Raw genomic sequence first — 17,300 nt, forward strand, 5'->3', positions numbered from 1 at the left:
CCTTTAAAAATACAAAAAAGCATCTGAATTAGATGCTTTTAAAACAAATTAAATAATCCGCTTACGAATAGAACTTGAAATAAAATCAATTATAATTACCATTAAAATGATACCTAATAAAATAATTCCCACACGAGACCAATTACGTGAACTAAGTGCAAAAATTAATGGCGTACCAATACCACCTGCTCCAATAACACCTAAAATCGCAGCGGATCGTACATTAATTTCAAACCTGTATAACGTATACGATAGAAAATCCGGTAACACTTGTGGTAATACGGCATACCAAAGTATTTGAAACCGATTTGCACCCGTTGCTATTAACGCTTCCGTCGGTCCCTTATCTATATTTTCAATTCCTTCCGAATATAGTTTCCCTAACATTCCGATAGAGTGTAACCCTAAAGCTAGAACTCCGGCAAAAGAGCCTGGACCAACAGCTTTTATAAATAAAAGAGCCATAACTAATTCAGGAAATGTACGAACAAAACTAAGTACAAATTTCCCAGTTCCTGAAGTTAATTTTCCACTACTCATATTCGTTGCCGCCCAAAAAGCAAATGGAACAGATAAAAAAGCAGAAATAAATGTACCTAATATCGCAATTGCCAACGTATCAATTAAACCGTGTAATAAATCTTCACCATCTGGCAAAGATACATACGACCAATCTGGGTTCAATACGCCTGTCATAATTGCTTTTGTAATTTCTCCCGCCGTATTCTTTATTCCCTCTAGCGGGACTCCTGAAAAGGCCCATACATATATAACTGTAAGTGCTATAAAAATAATCCAGCGATATATACTCGGTTTCTTCGGTTTTGGTACGATTATTGTCGTTTTACTCATTATAATTTCCCCCGCAACACTGTACTTATATAATCAATTAGCAATACAACAACAAGGGTATAAATAATAATAGAAGCAGTTTGTTGATATTGTAAAAATCCAAGTGTGCGATCATAATATAATCCAATCCCACCTGCTCCTACTAAACCTAGAACAGCTGCTGCACGTACATTCACCTCAAATGTATAAAGTACATAGGAGACGAAGTGCGCTTTCACTTGCGGAATGACCCCATAAACTATCCATTGCACCTTATTCGCTCCTACAGCTGTCATCGCTTCTAATGGACCTGGATCAATTGATTCAATTGACTCATACAATAATTTCGCTACGAGTCCAACGGAGAAACAAGTAAGAGCCAAAATACCTGGAAGTGGTCCTATTCCAAAAATCGCTACAAAAATAGCCGCTAATAATAAATCTGGTATTGTTCGTATAAAATTTAAAATCAATCGAGCTGGACTGTACAAAAATACACTAGTAAATACATTACTTGCCGCAAATAGTGCAAGTGGAATGGCTAAAATCGCCCCTAAAGTCGTTCCAATAATCGCCATACGTATTGTATCTAACATTGCTGTTGTAATAATTTGAAAATAACTCCAATCTGGTGGCACCATTTCCTTCAATAAATCCATCATATTTGGAAAACCAACTACTAGTTTTGAAAATGATGCGTCGACCTGTACACTACTACCCCACAACAGTAAAATAACTAAAATAACCGTTAACATATGTTTCAATTTACTCGGCGGCTTCGGTATCGATTTCGAATATATCGTCACTTCATTCATTTAGCTGCCACCTCTAATAATGCGCTTTTCTGAGCTACGTCCCCATAAATTTCAGCGAATTTTTCATCCGTTGCCTCTTCTACTAATCCATCAAAAACAATTTCACCAGCATGTAATCCAATAATACGAGTAGCATATTGCCTCGCTAAATCAATAGAATGTAAGTTTACAATTGTCGTAATTCCAAAATCTTCATTAATTTTCTTCAAATCATCCATTACTTGCTTTGTTGTCAGAGGATCTAACGAAGCAACAGGCTCATCTGCCAATATGATTTTCGCTTCTTGTGCCAATGCTCTAGCAATTGATACACGTTGCTGTTGTCCCCCTGATAATTCATCAGCTCGTGCATATGCTTTTTCTGAGATATTCACTCTATTCAGCGCCTGGAATGCAAGCTCCACGTCCTCTTTCGGAAACAGACCTAACGTTGTACGCAATGTAGAATGATATCCAACCCGCCCAGCTAATACATTCTTCAGTACCGTTGATCGCTTCACAAGGTTAAAGCTTTGAAAAATCATACCAATATCTCGGCGCATGCGTCGTAATCCTTTTCCTTTTGCAGCAGTAATAGACTCCCCTTCAATAATGATTTCTCCTTCTGTAATCTCATGAAGGCGATTTACCGATCTGAGAAGTGTAGATTTTCCAGCCCCGGATAGCCCAACCATTACAACAAACTCACCTTTTTGAATTTTCAAGTTTATATTATTCAATCCTTTTGTACCATTCGGATACACTTTGGAAACATTTCGAAACTCTATCACACATCTTACCTACCTTCTATGTATTATCAATAACTGAAAAACGGCAAACTAACTGAAATCACACACTTTCCAGTTAGTCGCCATTTCCATATGTATTATTGCGTTTTCACTTTCTTTCCATATTCACGAACGATATCAAATTTACTATCATCAGATTTAACGTATCCTTCATGTGAGTATACTTCTTTAATGATTTTGTGCCCTTCCTCATTCTTTCCTATTTCAATGAAAGCATCCTGTAATTTCTTGCTCCACTCTGCATCTAAATCAGAACGTACAGAAATCGTATCGTTTGGAATTTTCTCCGTAAATTTTACTATTTTCGTTTGATCGAATATATTCGGATAATCTTTTTTTACAATATTGCGAGCATCTTGGAATACAACAGCTGCATCTACATCACCATTTAAAAGAGCAATAAGTGACTGATCATGACCTTTTAATGTAACAGGTTTCACATCCTTTAGCGGATCGATTCCCTCTTTTAACAATACAGCCGCAGGCCATACATAACCCGCTGATGATGTTACATCTTGATAGCCAATTTTTTTACCTTTTAAATCTTTTACACTATTAATATTAGAATCTTTCTTAACAACAAACTCTGATTTATAAACATCTACTAAATCCTTTGTCGGAGCTCCAGTTTCATCATCTACCCCAAAACGTTGCGCCTGTAAAATTACGTTTGCAGCCTTTTTCTCATGCGCTAACACATACGCTGTTGGAGGTAAAAAGCCTACATCTACTTGCTTAGATGCCATCGCTTCTACAATTGTATTGTAATTCGTTGAAATACTAACTTTTACCGGAATGTTTAATTTATCACTTAATAGCTTTTCCAATGGTTTTGCCTTCGCCTCTAACGTATCTGCATTTTGAGAAGGAACAAATTGAACATTTAGTGTCTTCGGTACATAACCTTTTTTCGTATCTTCATTTTTACTTGCACTTGATTCCTTCGTTCCACATCCACTTAATAATCCCGCTGCTAGTACAACTGTTGTGTTCATTGCAAAAACTTTTTTCAACATGTTAATGCCTCCATTTTTCGTTGTTATAAAATAACCTTCCATAAACATGAAGAAATATATCACATATTTTTACAAATAATTGCTTATTTACAGAATCTTTACACATTCTATACATTCACATTAAAATTCTTTTCATATATTTGATATGATTAATTGAAAGATAACTATAGAAAAGGTGAATGGCGTTGAATCAAAATCAAATTGTAACTTTAAATATTTTATTAACAAGCGATGTACATGGTACTGTGTATCCAATTCACTACCAAGATAACTCCAAAGCAGAAATTGGTTTAGCTAAAATTTCTACTCTCATAAAAAAAGAACGTTCTCAAAATGCAAACGTTCTTCTGATTGATAACGGGGACTTCATTCAAGGAACACCATTTACTTATCATTACGCTACATACGAAAAAGATATGGAAAACCCAATGTCCTTATTAGCCAACTACTTAGAGTATGACATTGCAATTATCGGAAATCATGAATTTAATTACGGAATGGATATATTAAATAATGCTGTGGCTACTGCAAATTCCCCTTATCTATCAGCAAACATTTTAGATAAAAACAGAAAAGAACCTTATTTCGGGAAACCATATATAATAAAACATATTGAATCAAATATAAAAATTGCTATTTTAGGGGTGACAACGCATTACATCCCCCATTGGGAACAAGCACATCATATTAAAGATTTACAATTTGAAGATGCATTTGAAACAACAAAAAAATGGGTTTCTTACATCCGTAAACATGAAAAACCAGATTTACTAGTCGTAGCCTATCATGGGGGATTTGAACGTGATTTACAAACCGGAGTACCGACTGAAGTTTTAACAGGTGAAAACCAAGGATATGCAATGTGCCATGAAATTGAAGGCATAGATATTTTACTAACAGGCCACCAACACCGAGAAATCGCTCACACCGTGATTAATGGTGTAACAATTTTACAGACCGGATGCAATGGACACTCAGTTGGAAAAGTAACAGTAACATTCGAAAAAGCAGAACAAAAATGGGTGAAAAAAGAGAGTTATTCAGAGTTATTGCCCGTACAAGGAATTGCGGCAGACCAAGATGTTCTTTCCTTGGTTGCCAATTATGAAGAGAAAACACAAAATTGGCTTGATAAACCTATTGGAATAATTTATGGGGATATGCAAATTTCCGATGCTATGCAAACACGTTTGCAAGACCATCCTTTTATTGAATTCATAAATAAAATACAGATGGATATAGCTAATGTTTCAATTTCTTGTACAAGTTTGTTTCATAATACATCTCCAGGTTTCCCGAAACATGTAACAATGCGTGACATCGTTTCTAATTATATTTATCCAAATACATTAAAAGTAATTAGAATAACTGGAGCGGATATAAAAGATGCTCTCGAACTCTCTGCTTCTTATTTCACATTAAAAGCAGATGGAACCATCATCGTAAACCCTACCTATATAGAACCAAAACCACAACACTATAATTACGATATGTGGGAAGGGATTTCGTATGTATTAAACATTTCAAAACCAATTGGAGAGAGAGTAGAGTCTTTGCAGTATAAAGGCACTCCCCTTAATATGAATGAAGAATATGACGTTGTTATGAATAATTATCGTGCAAGCGGTGGCGGGAACTTCTTTATGTTTCAAAATAAACCAGTAGTAAAAGACATACCAACAGATATGTCTGAACTTATCGCTAACTATATATTGAAGCATAAAAGGATAGAAGCAACGAAAAATGAAAACTGGAAAGTTATTAAATAACAATTTTAACAAATAAAAAAAGATGGGCTATGCCCATCTTTTAATTTAATTTTGCATTATCCTGCTTTTTTAAAGCTTTTAATTTCGCCGGTGTAACGTCCGTGCCTTCTTCGTTAACGACTTTAATTCCTTTTAATTCGTTTAACATATTTTGACGAAATCCTTTTAAATATTGTTCACGAAGCGATTGGCGCTCACGTTGTTCTTCTTCAGTTAAGCCTTCAGCTTTTGCTTTTTTCGCTAAGAAGTTAATGCGTTCAATGAGTTCTTGACTTGGCATCTCGAATCCCCCTTCTACTCAAAACTGATTATTATCATACAATAGTTATTCCTCTTTATCAAGCAATTGCTTTGTATATTCTACATACCTTCGATGTACAGTTGCTTTTGAAACATCATGACCAAAACCACGAAGTGTTGCTGCAATTTCTTCAAAAGTTAATTCATTCCGGCGCAAACGTACAATTTCCTCAATTGGCACTTCTTTTTTCTCACGTCCTACGCTTAAATGACGATTTTTCAAATTATTTTCTGGACGAAATCCTTTCTCCACTGCTCTTTGCATGCCACGTTTAATTTTTAAATTGTGGATCTTTCTTTGATACTCTTCAACGATCCCAATTATATTTAGCACCATCGAATCAGAATCTGAAAGCTGTAATTCACCACTATGCGTGTGCGTATAAACTTTTATCCCCTCTTTATGTAAACAATGCATTAATGCAATCTTTGCATTTCCTCTACCAAGACGCGTTTCATCTTGTATAAGTAGTACATCAACTTGTTCATCTCGAATTGTATCTAGCACTTCCAATATGCCATCACGTTCAATTGTATAACCGCTAGCCTGCTCCTCAATTACCATTGTAACATCCATTTGATAGCGCTCAGCTAAATGCAATAATTCATCTTTTTGACGCAATAATGATGTTTCCTGTTCTTCTTTTGTTGTGCTCACACGTGCATAAATAATTGCATTCATTTTGAACCCTTCTTTCTCACTATATTTTCCTTATAGTGTATCATAAATTTGCCTTTCGTTCGAACTTATGTTTGTAGAATGTTTTTTCGCATGTTATACTTAATAATAAGAAAAATGAAAGAAAACGAGGTGTTAGAAAACATGGAAAAGTTAACGAAACGCCAGCAAGACATTCTCGACTTTATTAAGCTAAAAGTACAAGAAAAAGGATATCCACCTTCCGTACGTGAAATCGGTCAAGCAGTCGGCCTTGCTTCTAGTTCTACAGTGCACGGACATTTATCACGACTAGAAGAAAAGGGATATATTCGACGCGATCCAACAAAACCACGCGCAATTGAAATTTTAGGTGACAACCGAACGGAAACACAATCTGTTATTCAAGTTCCAATCATCGGAAAAGTTACTGCCGGTTTACCGATTACAGCAGTCGAAAGTGTAGAAGATCACTTCCCACTTCCAGCTAGTATCGTTTCTGGAGCAGATCAAGTGTTTATGTTACGCATTTCTGGAGATAGCATGATTGAAGCCGGTATCTTTGATGGTGATTTAGTTGTTGTTCGCCAACAACAGTCTGCATACAACGGTGAAATTGTAGTTGCTTTAACAGAAGATAACGAAGCAACTGTTAAACGTTTCTATAAAGAAAAAGATCATTTCCGTCTACAACCGGAAAACTCTTCACTAGAACCTATTATTTTAAAACAAGTGTCAGTTATTGGAAAAGTAATTGGCGTATATCGTGATTTACATTAAAAATAATAAAAAGAAGATAATTCCCTTATTTATATAGGTAATTATCTTCTTTTTATATTTTGATAGATTTCCGTTCATTCAAAAGAATGCGTTTCATTAATTATTAACGCGTTTCAATAGTAACATCTCCAGCAGCGGTTTTACCGCTAATCTTTTTACTACCATTACCAATCGTTATATTTTTATTGTCTTCATTAAAAATTGTCACGTCTCCAGCAGCAGTTTGCCCAGTTATAACTGCATCTTGTGGTTTTTCCAATAAAGTAATATCTACATCTCCAGCAGTTGAACTTACCTCTAAATCATATTTAGAATCATGATCAATAATATCTATATCCCCACTAGCCGTTTTTGCTGTTACTTTCCCTATTACTTTTTTAAAATTCACCTCACCAGCTTTTGTAGACCCCTCCACACTCTTTGCTGTTACATGTTTCAAATCCACTTCTCCGGCGAGTGTTTCAACACTTACGCGGTCACTTTTCACATTACTTATTTCTATTTGTCCAGCGGATGAATTTACTTTTATCTCTTGATAAGAACGTTCAGGTACTAATATAGTCAATGTAGGCGTTTGAAATCCGAAATTGTAAAATGAAAAATCAAATGAAACACCTTTTTCTATTTCCCCTATGATTTTTAATGTATCACCATCTTCAGCAATACGAATCTCCTGTTTACTTACGTCTCCTTTTTGCTTTACATAAAAAGAGGAATCAGGAGATTTTTGGACAACAATATCTCCAGCATCTAACTTAACTTCTACATTTTTTAGCGTTTCGTTTTTAATTACGTCCTCTTTATCTCCTTTTTCTGCAGTTTGTACTGCTTTTTCATATGTTTGTGAAATCCCTATTACTCCAATAATGATACAAGCGATAGCTACTAATAATATCTTTTTCATCATCTACTCCCCTTTTATCATTTTGAAGTTCCAGACTACATAGCGTACACATAATCTTTTAAACCACTTCGTACTATAATAAGCTACAATACATAACAACAAACCTACTCCGACAAACGTTATACTAACGAAAAGATCCAACCATATAAAAGTGCCCATAAATACTTTTACAATAACGAAAAATGGTGTCACTACACTAGCAATACCACCGACCCAAAAGGAAAATATAAAAGCTATAATTGCAACTAACGGGCCTAACACGATAATAAAATTAAACAAACTAAGTCCAACCGCTGCCATGACAGCTCTTGTCACATTTGAAGTCGACGGATCTTTTTTCATTTCATCAAATCGATACATCGCAAGTAAGTCTTTCGCAATTACTTTCGGAGAGCCAAGACCCTTTATTATTTCTGATTCAGTTTTCCCTTCTTCTACCCCAAACTGAAAGTGCTCTTCATAATCGAATAAAATATCTTGTCTCTCTTCTTCTGGTAACTTTCTAAGATGACTTGATAATTCTTTAAGAAACTGCTCTTTACTCATCCCATTCCACCCCTTCAATAATTTCTTGAACACCTTTAGCAAAATCACGCCACTCTGTTACTAATAACGTAAGTTGCATCTCCCCTTGCTCTGTTAGTTGATAATATTTACGGGGCGGTCCTTCCGTCGATTCTTTTAAATACGTTTGAAAATATCCCTCTTTCGTTAAACGACGTAATAACGGATATACAGAACCTTCCGATATTAAAAATTTATTAGAGATTTGCTGAACAAGTTCATAACCGTAACTATCTTTACGTTTCACTAGTGCCAAAACACATAGTTCTAACACACCTTTTTTAAACTGAACGTTCAAGGACAATCCCCCTTTCTCATTTTAGTACTGTTCAATAAACGGTAGCTGTTTTATCCATAATATACCACTTAGTATTGTTTATTGCAAGGTACTGAATTATATTTATTCCCTAAATTTAGAAAACACAAATATAAAAGCCCGAATAAGACCTTTTGTAACTGACCATTATCCGGGCTATCATTCAACTCGAATTACAATAATACAAGATTTCATTCAATCTTTCTCCTCTATGAACCCACTTCCATTTGTGACCCTAATAAATTTCGAAATACACCTTTTCTCTCTTTAGCCAATTGATTAAATTCACCTTTTTGAACAATCTCACCTTTTCCTAAAACAATAACTTGATCTGCATTGCGGATCGTAGATAACCGATGCGCAATAACAACAATAGTCATCGTTCCTTTCAACCTTTCTATTGCTGATTGAATTTTTACTTCATTTTCAGTATCTAATGCACTCGTAGCTTCATCTAATACTAAAATGGATGGTTGTCTTAAAATAGCTCGAGCTAGTACAAGTCGTTGACGTTCACCGCCTGAAAGTCTCACTCCACGATCTCCAATGAGAGTATCAAGCCCTTTTGGAAGCATTCGTACAAATTCAGCTGCCGCCGCAAAATCTAATGCAGTCCAAATTTGTTCTTCACTCGCATTCGGCTCAATCATCAATAAATTTTCTCTTATGCTTGCATTAAATAAAAAAGGATCTTGTGGCACATAACTAATAGCCCGTCTCAATGACAATAAATTTTCACTTGTAAGAGGAGTTCCATCTATTAATACTTGACCTTTCTCTGGCTGAATCAATCCCATTAAAACATCGATTAATGTGCTCTTCCCAGCTCCCGAATGTCCCACAATAGCCGTCATACTATTGATTGGTATTTTCACATTAATATTTTGAAGTGCATACAAATGCTCCTTCTTATTATATCGAAAATAAATACCCTTACATTCAATACCCTGCTCTATACAAATCGGCTTTATATGTTTTTGCTGATGTATATCCTGCATTTCAATTGCTTCATTACATTCCCCTTGTAAGTCCCATAATGACTTAAAAGCAGGAATGCTTGCAGCAAGCTGTTCTAAATTTGACTGAATTGTCATAAATCGTGGCCATAGTCTCGAAAAGATGAGTATGATTAATAGTAATTGGGTAGGTTGAGCTTTAAATATACTTACTGATAATAATATAAAAAATGCAATTAAAATAGCCATTGAAACTTTATAAAACAATTGAGAGTTCGACCTTATTCTCATATACTCCATTTGTTCATTACTCATCTTTTCTGTTATAGATTGTAACCAATCTAAACGTGATGCTTCCAAAGTATTACTCTTTATATCTTTAATTCCATTAAAATGATCTGTTATACCAGAAAGATAGTCTTGTGCTAATTTCGAGGTCTTACCGCCTAGTATTCGTGCTTTTTTTATAAAAGCACGAGAAGCTACTAAGAATAATAAGCCAAAGACCAAAACAAATATAGTTATTTGGGGAGATAATAAAAACGCAAGCCCCACCTGTATGAATGTAAACAGAATAACAGCTAACAATTGTAAAATTAAATTAACCCCATAACTTACGCGAGCTAATTCTGTAGTTAATATATTTATTAGATTTGTTTTCCTTTTCTCTAAAAAAAAACTCCACTTCGCTTTTAGAATCATATTATATGTTTCTATTCTTAATTCTCGTACAAAAGCTTGTTGCGTTCTCGCATCCCTTAGCGTTATGTTTCGTTGTAATAGATTTTGCCCTAACACTATTAGTATATATATACCTAAAATAGAAATTAGGCTTGTTGTTTTAGGGAAATCCTGCAAAAATCTATAAACAGGTGCAATAAAAGCAGCCTCCTCGCCTATATTAATTATTCCAGCCATACTTATCATAGGAATTAATAAAATAATACCTATCCCTTCAAGTAAACTTATTAAAACCATACCAAACAAATTCACATACAGAATTTTCCCTGCAGAAGAATATAATTTCTTCATAAAATATATAATATGATTCATCGATGTTCCCCCTATGACAAAGCAAGCTTCTTTGTTTTCCTCCAAAGACATAGAAACGGACGTAAAGGAAAATATAAAAAATGAAGGAATTTAGGTAACGGCAATGTTTTTGCATCAATCGGATAAGGATAGAGTTGGCTCATAATAAATAAAATTTTTTGCTGATTAGACATCAGTGAAAATAAATGCCTACTATGATAAGCAAGTACTTCTTCAGGAACAGGATCGGTATGCAAGTTTATCATTTGCTTGAAATAAAACAGCGCTTCTTGCGCTAACTGCTTTGAATGTTTTTTAGTTACTAATTCCATCATTCTTTCATCTAGTCGTACACCTAGCAATTGAGATGCCAAAATTAACGCTTGTCCTCCTAAATGAAGCATTTGATATTTTCTCATTAATTTATGAATCTCACTCCAATTAAGATCTTGATCGACAATTTTTTTTATGTCTACTAACCAACGTAGCCTGGACCAACCATGTCTGGCACCATGAGATACAAGAAATAAAAATAAGTCTTCCTTCCCTAACATATATACCGAATTACTTGTATGTGCACTTTTTCTCTTTCGCTTCCAAAGCTCTTCAAACCCAGGTTCCTTACCCGGTCCGGGATTTAATCTCCAATGAATTTCAAGTTTGATCCGCCTTGTTGGGTGGAAAAATGTTATATGGTGATGCCTCCATTTCCAATCACTTAATATCGTTTGAATATAATCATCTTTCACATACCCTTGCTCTAAAAGTAGTTTTTCTGCTTTTTCTAAATTTTGAATAGGGATGAGAACGTCCAAATCACAGGATGTTCGTAAAGAAAGATCTCCATATAAGTCCTGAGATAGTACAGGCCCTTTTAGAAAAATCGTACGAATCTCATTTTCATTACATAATTTATTTATTCTTTCCATTTCAGCACTTAAATAAAGCATTTGAAATGTATTTCTTTTATATTTTCTAGTCAAGGTTTGTACAATATGTAAAGGAATCAGCTCCTTGTCCACCTGTTTAAGTTTTTGATATATCACCGGATAAACGCGATGATGCACGGCTTGCTCAAGAAATACTTCCCAATCAATATCCGAAAACCATTCATTACTGTAAGTTTGCATTGTTTCGTCATCTTGTAACTTCAAAATTGCAAAAAGAAGTTTCAATTCCTTAGACATGAACTCTACATTAAGACCAAAATCTTTCTCCATTTTACTCTCCTTTAATAGTGTTCTCACTTAGCCTCTTTGCAAATGACCCAACGACAGTGAATTTCTCCATTCCTTCCGATCCAGTAACATAAAAAGAACCGCTCCGTAACCATGCATGCGCAATTAATTCACCATGACTATCCTTAGCAGTTCCTAAATAAAGAGTACTCTCAATGTGACGTTTTTCGAGCATTTTCATCCCAGCTATAGCTTTAACAAGGCATTGACTTTCCCAAAAAGTATAACGACTCATAATAGAAATAGCTTCAGACACCTTCTTTAGTGTATCCCCGTGTGGCTGAATTTGAGCAACTGATGTTTCGTTCATGTAATCCCCTAAAGAAGGTGCAACTTTGGAAAAGGTAATACTTTTCAGTACACGCGCCCATCCTAAAAAAATAAAAGCCTCTAAAAATAAAAGCTTTGTTTCCATGTTCAGTGATAAAAATACCCTTAACCTTTTCACAATATTCATTAATCCCTTCCTAACAGTTCTCTTGAAATTGCGAATCTATCTATTAGATTGATCTTTTATTTGAATTAAACCTTCTTGAAATAAACGCTCTAAAAAGGAAAGAACTTGCTCTTCACAATCGCCCCGTTCAATGTTGTACTTTGACAACAATGTACTGACAAGTTCAGTAACCATAATTGGAGTTTTTATTAGTTCCCAAATTTCTCCTCCTGTTTCTCCCAAATTATAATATTTCCCTTTTTGAACATTTAGCATTACTTTTTCCCCATCCATATCACTCACAATATTCCCTTCACTTTGCACAATCTGACACTCTAGAGAAATTCTCTCTGTATACATCATCTATTACTCCTCCATGTATAGTTTTTAATATAATTGATACAAGTTCATGCGCTGTAAACCTATTATTTGGACGTTTCAAATGAAACATATCTACCTGGTTTATCACACTTGTAGAAGTAGTGAAATGCCACTCTGTCAATTTTAATTGCGTAATTAAAAACTTACGAAACGTGTGAAAAAACAATGTACGCAGTCGTTCAAGTCCTTCAATTCGAATCAATTCAACGTTCTCACCCTCTGTTTTCGTTAACTCAATAACACCAGCAAGAGGTAATGGTTCAGAGAAAAAATGAGATTGTACAGGCACAGCATACTTTGTTTCTCGCTCAAACAATGGATTATAACTTGCCGTTCCCATTCCAAAAGCATTCAAACTTTCCGCCCATAATTTTTGTTGCGGATAAGATGGAATCACAATTGGAGTCTTATCTGACGAAACTGTCACAGCAATTACATCATCACTCAAAATTTTGTATCCTTTACTTAAAAAAGCCGCTGCAAGAGTTGATTTACCTGCTCCTGAATTACCTACAAAGGCATAAACCTTCCCATCAATATTTATTGCACTACCATGTAATGGTAATATTCCCCTTTGAATTAGTAAGGCACCCATACAAGTTCCAAGTATATAAAGACGGATCTTATCTTCACAAGCTTCCTTCATTGGTGAAACAAATATTTGCTTTCCTCCTTGTATAGAAAATATAGCAGTATCAGGAATACGAATCATAACTACGTTTTTATCAACTACAAAGTTTTGTTTTGCGCTAGCAAGTTCACTCCACTTCTGAGATAAATCAGTTAGTCGAATTACAACTTCTACATTCTCTTCTTGTTCATTAATTTGAGGTAATTCCGGCAACTTCATTTCACTCAAAACTCTTAACCCAAAAACTTTATATACATTTTTATTTGTAGTTTCCATCAACTCTCTCACTCCAAATAGCTTTCAAAATTTTTATAAAAAACCCTTATACTTTTACTGTATAAGGGAATAACAATGTGCATCCTAATTGATAAATTAGCTATGGTGAATCGTTTCATCAACATCTGGTTGGGCAGCATCAGGTATTTTAATACCCGGTCCAGCCATTGTCATATTGATATCAAGCACTTCCAGTGTAGGCATTGTCCAATCCTTTTTCATGATGTCACCTCCCTTCAAATAATTTTTTTCATAAATCGATATACTATTAAACTACGCATTAAAATTCGAAAATCCAAATCAAATGCATATTCTGGATGGGGTTCTTCTTTAATCTTAGAAATCGCAGTTCTAATAACCCCTATATCCAAGAATTCTGAAATTATAGGATCCTTACTAAGCTGCTCAAGCTCTTCAATAAATTCACTCCATTGATGAGCCATACGGTAAACACCATCAGAACCTTGAACACCCCGAGTGCGCTGGTTCAATCTTACTTCATCAGGCAAGAAATTTTTCGTTGCTCTTCGAATTAGTGCCCGATCTAAACCATTTTGAACGTATTGCTCTTCTGGAACAGCTAAACAAAATTGAACAACCCGTAAATCATTCGTTGGATCGCGATCCCATAAAGAATAACGCAATGATAATTTGGATCCGTATGCACCAGTTATGCTCCAATAATATAACTGTTCAAATTGCCTTTTTTTTATTTCATATACATCTGTTATAGAGGTTCCTGTTATATCAACATCATGCTCTAGAAGTTTATCGAACACATTCATTCTATTTGCAAATTCTGGATTAATAAACCTCGGGAAAACAATTTGATTTTTTGATGAAGATATTCGATTCAAAAACGGAAATGCCTTTTTTTTCACTACTGAAAATACTCGTGATTTCTTTACACCAATATTTCTACTATACGAATATAGTTCTTGCAAAAATCGACGTAAATTCATCTTTTTCAAAAGCATAGCTTGATAGTCCACAGCCGGGCCCCATGACACCGTCCAGTTGCCTCTCTGTCCGTTTAAGAGTACTCCAATTCCTTGTAACCGTGCCTCCTCATAGATTCCCCTAAGCCAAAAAGTATTCTCGAAGAATTTATACGGCATCTCTAGAATTTCAAGCCACTCATCTATTTCTGATAGAGGACTTCTTCCTTCAAAATCCAAATAATGCTCCTTAATATTTCCTACATGCTGTACAGTCGATTGAATAAAAGGTCTTTCATCAGCTACTCTACTTCTATGCGTCCAATCTACAAAACCCTTTACTGGGACATAACTATATGTATGTAGACGTTTATTTGCTGCTCTTAAATCCCGTGCAGCAAAGCTAGCTACAGAACCAGAATCAAGTCCTCCACTCAAATGAGCCCCTACTTGATGATGAGTACGTAAACGTGATCTTATCGCATTTTGATACACTTCTAAAAACGCTTCTTCATACTCTTCGTTTGATTTGAGTTGAAGCCTTTCTCCAACGATTGGTGTATTGTATCTCGATAACTTCACTTTCCCATTTCTCACAATAACAGAATGGGAAGGTGGGATTTGCTCAATAGTTTTATATACCGTTGAAGAAGCATCTATCGATTCAAAATTCACCGGGATGGCTAAAAATTCAGCAAGCCACTGCTCATTCAATTTTTTCTCAACATATGGTAGAGTAAATAACGGGTTTATATTAGTGCAAAAAGCAAACTTTTCCTCACCACGATAAAAATAAAGGGTTCGGCTTCCCGAAAAATCTCTGGCTCCAAAAAGGGTTTGTTTTTTCTCATCCCAAATCATAAAGGCAAAATCGCCTACCAAATATTTTGGAGCTGCTTCCCCCCATTTCTGATAAGAGAGTAAAATCAACTCACTATCTGTCATGTTTTTTCTATCTGCATAATCCACTTGTAATTTTTCAAATAACTCATTACGATTATCAATAATAGCATCTGCTGTAATTGCCAGTTGCTTTTCGTAATTATAAAAGGGTAGTTGTTCACCAACAGATTCTGGTGTAATCCACTGTGCGTGACATCCCAGAAAGGCATTTTCTTTATGCCATATTTGAATATCATCAGCAGGGTACTTTTGTAAGTCACTCATTAACTGTGTGCCATGCTGAATCGATATAGTTTCTTCATTAAAATGAATAATACCTGTTATAGCACTCATTTTCCCCACCCCATATACAACAAGTTACCGCAAAGGTTCTTTTTTTATTTAACGCAACTTTTCTCCCTTGATTTAATTCTTTTTAAAGAACAAAAATATACATTTCAACTCCCAATCAACCACACATCCTAATCCACTTATAAACCTAGGTATAGATACATCTAAATTATCATTATATTACTTTCACGTCAATACAATAATGGGAATATACACCAAATTAACAACGTTAACATTCATTATAATGAACATTAATCCACTTGTTTCTCTGTGAATTATTCCCTGTTATATAATATTTATAATAGCCTCAATAACTCTCCGTTGATCCTCATCCATCATATTAGAACCCGAAGGAAGACAAATCCCCTTTTCAAATAATCTTTTAGATACATCATTATCTTTCTGATGAGAATAATACTTACTTTCTTTAAAAAGTGGCTGCATATGTAGTGGCTTCCAAGTAGGACGTGCTTCAATATTCTCTTCTGCTAAGGTTTTCAATAATTTTTCAATAGAGATACCAGATTCCTTTTCATCAATCATCATAGTTGTAAGCCAACGATTCGAGCGAGTATTTTCTAATTCCGGCATAAAACAAAATCCAGGTATGTGAGATAATTCTTCATAATACCGATTAAATATACACCTTCTAGTCCTCACTCTATCTTCTAACACTTCTAATTGCCCTCTCCCGACACCAGCTAATATATTACTCATTCTATAATTGTAACCTATCTCACTATGCTCATAATGTAGTGCTGGATCCTTTGCTTGCGTCGCTAAAAATTTTGCTTTCACTAATGCTTCCGCATCATCTGATATAAGCATTCCACCACCTGAAGTTGTAATGATTTTATTTCCATTAAATGAATAAACCCCAAACCTCCCGAAAGTACCGCTCGCTTTTCCTTTATATGTAGAACCTAGAGATTCTGCTGCATCCTCGATTATAGGAACATCATATTGATTACAAAGCGAAAGAATTTCATCTAACTTAGCACTCTGACCATATAAATGAACAAGAATGACAGCTTTCGGTAATTTCCCTGCTTTATTAGCATCATATAATGCAAGCGCTAGCGCTTGCGGTGACATATTCCATGTTTCTGGTTCCGAGTCAATAAACACCGGTTCAGCTCCCAAATAAACAATCGGATTCGCACTCGCTACAAAAGTAAAACTTGAACAAAACACTGTATCTCCCTTTTTAACATCTAATAGTCTCAAAGCCAAATGAATAGCAGCCGTACCTGAACTAACTGCAGCCCCACCTTTCACTCCTACAAAAGATGCAAGTTCTCTTTCGAATTCATCTACATTTGGGCCAAGAGGGGCAATCCAGTTTGTATCAAATGCATTTTGAATATATTTTTGTTCATTTCCACTCATGTGCGGTGAGGAAAGGTATATTTTCTCCTTATTTTTTATCATTATTCTT

The 17,300-nt window shown here is 35.0% G+C and carries 19 protein-coding genes; 2 read left to right on the forward strand and 17 right to left on the reverse strand.

Translation table 11 applies throughout. The features are described 5' to 3' along the window. Positions 1–48 precede the first annotated feature (48 nt). The 4 genes from phnE (NSQ08_RS16625) to NSQ08_RS16640 all read right to left on the reverse strand — a co-directional run bounded on the left by phnE (NSQ08_RS16625) (position 49) and on the right by NSQ08_RS16640 (position 3,450). Positions 49–852, reverse strand: a complete 804-nt coding sequence (phnE, locus tag NSQ08_RS16625) for a phosphonate ABC transporter, permease protein PhnE (protein WP_002066554.1) — start codon at positions 850–852, stop codon at positions 49–51. Beyond that, the gene (phnE, locus tag NSQ08_RS16630) at positions 852–1,646 is read right to left on the reverse strand and encodes a phosphonate ABC transporter, permease protein PhnE (RefSeq protein ID WP_002087885.1); all 795 of its coding nucleotides are present in this window, start codon (positions 1,644–1,646) and stop codon (positions 852–854) included. The genes phnE (NSQ08_RS16625) and phnE (NSQ08_RS16630) overlap by 1 nt, the downstream gene beginning before the upstream one ends. Next, on the reverse strand, positions 1,643–2,416 hold the full coding sequence (phnC, locus tag NSQ08_RS16635) for a phosphonate ABC transporter ATP-binding protein (protein WP_002033479.1): 774 nt from the start codon (positions 2,414–2,416) through the stop codon (positions 1,643–1,645). The genes phnE (NSQ08_RS16630) and phnC overlap by 4 nt, the downstream gene beginning before the upstream one ends. A 95-nt stretch (positions 2,417–2,511) precedes the next feature. After that, positions 2,512–3,450: a phosphate/phosphite/phosphonate ABC transporter substrate-binding protein gene (locus tag NSQ08_RS16640; RefSeq protein ID WP_340777054.1), complete on the reverse strand. Its 939-nt coding sequence runs from the start codon at positions 3,448–3,450 to the stop codon at positions 2,512–2,514. 185 nt (positions 3,451–3,635) lie between these two features. Between NSQ08_RS16640 and NSQ08_RS16645 the strand changes: the two genes are divergently transcribed. After that, positions 3,636–5,219 carry a bifunctional metallophosphatase/5'-nucleotidase gene (locus NSQ08_RS16645; RefSeq protein WP_012261434.1) on the forward strand — a complete coding sequence of 528 codons (1,584 nt, stop codon included), beginning with the start codon at positions 3,636–3,638 and terminating at the stop codon, positions 5,217–5,219. 40 nt (positions 5,220–5,259) lie between these two features. On the opposite strand, the gene NSQ08_RS16650 is transcribed toward NSQ08_RS16645, so the two are convergent. After that, positions 5,260–5,499: a DUF896 domain-containing protein gene (locus NSQ08_RS16650; RefSeq protein WP_002014431.1), complete on the reverse strand. Its 240-nt coding sequence runs from the start codon at positions 5,497–5,499 to the stop codon at positions 5,260–5,262. Between the two features lie 45 nt (positions 5,500–5,544). Then, positions 5,545–6,201: a YneB family resolvase-like protein gene (locus tag NSQ08_RS16655; RefSeq protein ID WP_340777061.1), complete on the reverse strand. Its 657-nt coding sequence runs from the start codon at positions 6,199–6,201 to the stop codon at positions 5,545–5,547. Between the two features lie 141 nt (positions 6,202–6,342). On the opposite strand from NSQ08_RS16655, the gene lexA reads away from it, so the two are divergent. Next, complete coding sequence (gene lexA / locus NSQ08_RS16660; RefSeq protein WP_340777064.1) at positions 6,343–6,957, forward strand: transcriptional repressor LexA; 615 nt, start codon at positions 6,343–6,345, stop codon at positions 6,955–6,957. A gap of 103 nt (positions 6,958–7,060) precedes the next feature. Here lexA and NSQ08_RS16665 read toward each other — a convergent pair whose 3' ends face one another. From NSQ08_RS16665 to NSQ08_RS16715, 11 genes are all read right to left on the reverse strand, one after another. Next, entirely contained in the window at positions 7,061–7,864 is an 804-nt protein-coding gene (locus tag NSQ08_RS16665; RefSeq protein ID WP_002014437.1) for a DUF4097 family beta strand repeat-containing protein, read from the reverse strand. After that, the gene (locus tag NSQ08_RS16670; protein WP_012261435.1) at positions 7,865–8,407 is read right to left on the reverse strand and encodes a DUF1700 domain-containing protein; all 543 of its coding nucleotides are present in this window, start codon (positions 8,405–8,407) and stop codon (positions 7,865–7,867) included. After that, a complete protein-coding gene (locus NSQ08_RS16675; RefSeq protein WP_002185126.1) occupies positions 8,400–8,723 on the reverse strand; it encodes a PadR family transcriptional regulator in 324 nt (107 codons plus the stop codon). The genes NSQ08_RS16670 and NSQ08_RS16675 overlap by 8 nt, the downstream gene beginning before the upstream one ends. A 227-nt stretch (positions 8,724–8,950) precedes the next feature. Continuing rightward, positions 8,951–10,750 (reverse strand): ABC transporter ATP-binding protein, encoded by a 1,800-nt coding sequence (locus NSQ08_RS16680; RefSeq protein WP_012261436.1) that lies wholly within the window; start codon positions 10,748–10,750, stop codon positions 8,951–8,953. An 11-nt stretch (positions 10,751–10,761) separates the two neighbouring features. Beyond that, a complete protein-coding gene (locus NSQ08_RS16685; protein WP_340777075.1) occupies positions 10,762–11,949 on the reverse strand; it encodes a nucleotidyltransferase domain-containing protein in 1,188 nt (395 codons plus the stop codon). 1 nt (position 11,950) lies between these two features. Continuing rightward, positions 11,951–12,424, reverse strand: a complete 474-nt coding sequence (locus tag NSQ08_RS16690) for a lasso peptide biosynthesis B2 protein (RefSeq protein WP_061689952.1) — start codon at positions 12,422–12,424, stop codon at positions 11,951–11,953. A 36-nt stretch (positions 12,425–12,460) separates the two neighbouring features. Then, complete coding sequence (locus NSQ08_RS16695) at positions 12,461–12,766, reverse strand: lasso peptide biosynthesis PqqD family chaperone (RefSeq protein ID WP_012261439.1); 306 nt, start codon at positions 12,764–12,766, stop codon at positions 12,461–12,463. Then, positions 12,717–13,694: an aldolase gene (locus tag NSQ08_RS16700; protein ID WP_340777078.1), complete on the reverse strand. Its 978-nt coding sequence runs from the start codon at positions 13,692–13,694 to the stop codon at positions 12,717–12,719. Before NSQ08_RS16700 ends, NSQ08_RS16695 begins: the two co-directional genes overlap by 50 nt. A gap of 93 nt (positions 13,695–13,787) precedes the next feature. Further along, on the reverse strand, positions 13,788–13,913 hold the full coding sequence (locus NSQ08_RS16705) for a paeninodin family lasso peptide (protein ID WP_040963111.1): 126 nt from the start codon (positions 13,911–13,913) through the stop codon (positions 13,788–13,790). A 14-nt stretch (positions 13,914–13,927) separates the two neighbouring features. Continuing rightward, positions 13,928–15,865 (reverse strand): lasso peptide isopeptide bond-forming cyclase, encoded by a 1,938-nt coding sequence (locus tag NSQ08_RS16710; protein WP_012261441.1) that lies wholly within the window; start codon positions 15,863–15,865, stop codon positions 13,928–13,930. A 282-nt stretch (positions 15,866–16,147) separates the two neighbouring features. After that, positions 16,148–17,293 (reverse strand): aminotransferase class I/II-fold pyridoxal phosphate-dependent enzyme, encoded by a 1,146-nt coding sequence (locus tag NSQ08_RS16715; RefSeq protein ID WP_078185602.1) that lies wholly within the window; start codon positions 17,291–17,293, stop codon positions 16,148–16,150. Positions 17,294–17,300 lie beyond the last annotated feature (7 nt).

The sequence above is a fragment of the Bacillus sp. FSL E2-8887 genome (assembly GCF_038007205.1).
In the GTDB taxonomy this organism is placed as follows: domain Bacteria; phylum Bacillota; class Bacilli; order Bacillales; family Bacillaceae_G; genus Bacillus_A; species Bacillus_A mycoides.

What these genes read in the sequence shown, in the direction of transcription:
- NSQ08_RS16680 (WP_012261436.1), bottom strand. Translation starts at nt 10,750, where the DNA reads ATGAATCATATTATATATTTTATGAAGAAATTATATTCTTCTGCAGGG.
- NSQ08_RS16695 (WP_012261439.1), bottom strand. Translation starts at nt 12,766, where the DNA reads ATGATGTATACAGAGAGAATTTCTCTAGAGTGTCAGATTGTGCAAAGT.
- NSQ08_RS16670 (WP_012261435.1), bottom strand. Translation starts at nt 8,407, where the DNA reads ATGAGTAAAGAGCAGTTTCTTAAAGAATTATCAAGTCATCTTAGAAAG.
- NSQ08_RS16655 (WP_340777061.1), bottom strand. Translation starts at nt 6,201, where the DNA reads ATGAATGCAATTATTTATGCACGTGTGAGCACAACAAAAGAAGAACAG.
- lexA (WP_340777064.1), top strand. Translation starts at nt 6,343, where the DNA reads ATGGAAAAGTTAACGAAACGCCAGCAAGACATTCTCGACTTTATTAAG.
- phnE (WP_002066554.1), bottom strand. Translation starts at nt 852, where the DNA reads ATGAGTAAAACGACAATAATCGTACCAAAACCGAAGAAACCGAGTATA.
- NSQ08_RS16715 (WP_078185602.1), bottom strand. Translation starts at nt 17,293, where the DNA reads ATGATAAAAAATAAGGAGAAAATATACCTTTCCTCACCGCACATGAGT.
- phnE (WP_002087885.1), bottom strand. Translation starts at nt 1,646, where the DNA reads ATGAATGAAGTGACGATATATTCGAAATCGATACCGAAGCCGCCGAGT.
- NSQ08_RS16690 (WP_061689952.1), bottom strand. Translation starts at nt 12,424, where the DNA reads ATGAATATTGTGAAAAGGTTAAGGGTATTTTTATCACTGAACATGGAA.
- NSQ08_RS16650 (WP_002014431.1), bottom strand. Translation starts at nt 5,499, where the DNA reads ATGCCAAGTCAAGAACTCATTGAACGCATTAACTTCTTAGCGAAAAAA.
- NSQ08_RS16685 (WP_340777075.1), bottom strand. Translation starts at nt 11,949, where the DNA reads ATGGAGAAAGATTTTGGTCTTAATGTAGAGTTCATGTCTAAGGAATTG.
- NSQ08_RS16640 (WP_340777054.1), bottom strand. Translation starts at nt 3,450, where the DNA reads ATGTTGAAAAAAGTTTTTGCAATGAACACAACAGTTGTACTAGCAGCG.
- NSQ08_RS16705 (WP_040963111.1), bottom strand. Translation starts at nt 13,913, where the DNA reads ATGAAAAAGGATTGGACAATGCCTACACTGGAAGTGCTTGATATCAAT.
- NSQ08_RS16665 (WP_002014437.1), bottom strand. Translation starts at nt 7,864, where the DNA reads ATGATGAAAAAGATATTATTAGTAGCTATCGCTTGTATCATTATTGGA.
- NSQ08_RS16710 (WP_012261441.1), bottom strand. Translation starts at nt 15,865, where the DNA reads ATGAGTGCTATAACAGGTATTATTCATTTTAATGAAGAAACTATATCG.